Source organism: Vibrio sp. 1402 (genome assembly GCF_033340275.1).
This window is the reverse complement of sequence record NZ_JAWOWE010000342.1, coordinates 1-653: the sequence shown is the minus strand read 5'-3', so window position 1 is coordinate 653 and position 653 is coordinate 1. Positions and strand designations below refer to the sequence as shown.

Here is a 653-nt window from a genome sequence, read left to right as displayed (position 1 = left end):
ATTTCTTACCAGCAAGACGAAATCAACATGGTTGCGACTGCGGTTAATGAAATGGCAGCAGCAACGCAAGAGATTGCGGGTAACGCAGACAGCACAGCGCATAGCTCTGAAGAAGCGGTGCAAGCATGTGCTCACGGTTCTAGCCAAGTGAATCAAACGCAAGGTTCTATCCAGAATCTGGCGCAAGAAGTTCAAGTCGCGACAAATGTTATCCAAGAACTTGAAGCGCACGGTAATAGCATCAACACGATTCTATCGACGATTCAAGACATTGCAGAGCAAACTAACTTGTTGGCACTGAACGCAGCGATCGAAGCGGCGCGTGCAGGCGATCAAGGTCGTGGTTTTGCGGTTGTTGCTGACGAAGTTCGCGTATTGAGCCAACGTACTCACGCATCGACCAAAGAAATCCAAGAAACGATCGAAATGCTTCAAGGTACAACCAAGAAAGCGGTTGATATCATGGGAGATGGTCGTCGTTTGGCTGATACCAGTGTGGATGACGCGAATTCTGCAGCAGCGAGCCTGACGCAAATCCACAGTGCGGTAGAGCGCATCAGCGACATGGCAACGCAAATTGCGTCTGCGGCGGATGAGCAATCATCTTTAACAACAGAAATCACTCGTAACACAGAAGGCATCCGCGACGTATC

General features: G+C 49.6%; 1 protein-coding gene. It reads left to right on the top strand.

Annotation, left to right across the window (positions count from 1 at the left end):
- The coding region (locus tag R7044_RS25955) for a methyl-accepting chemotaxis protein (RefSeq protein ID WP_225456089.1) at positions 1-653 on the top strand (653 nt) is incomplete at both ends.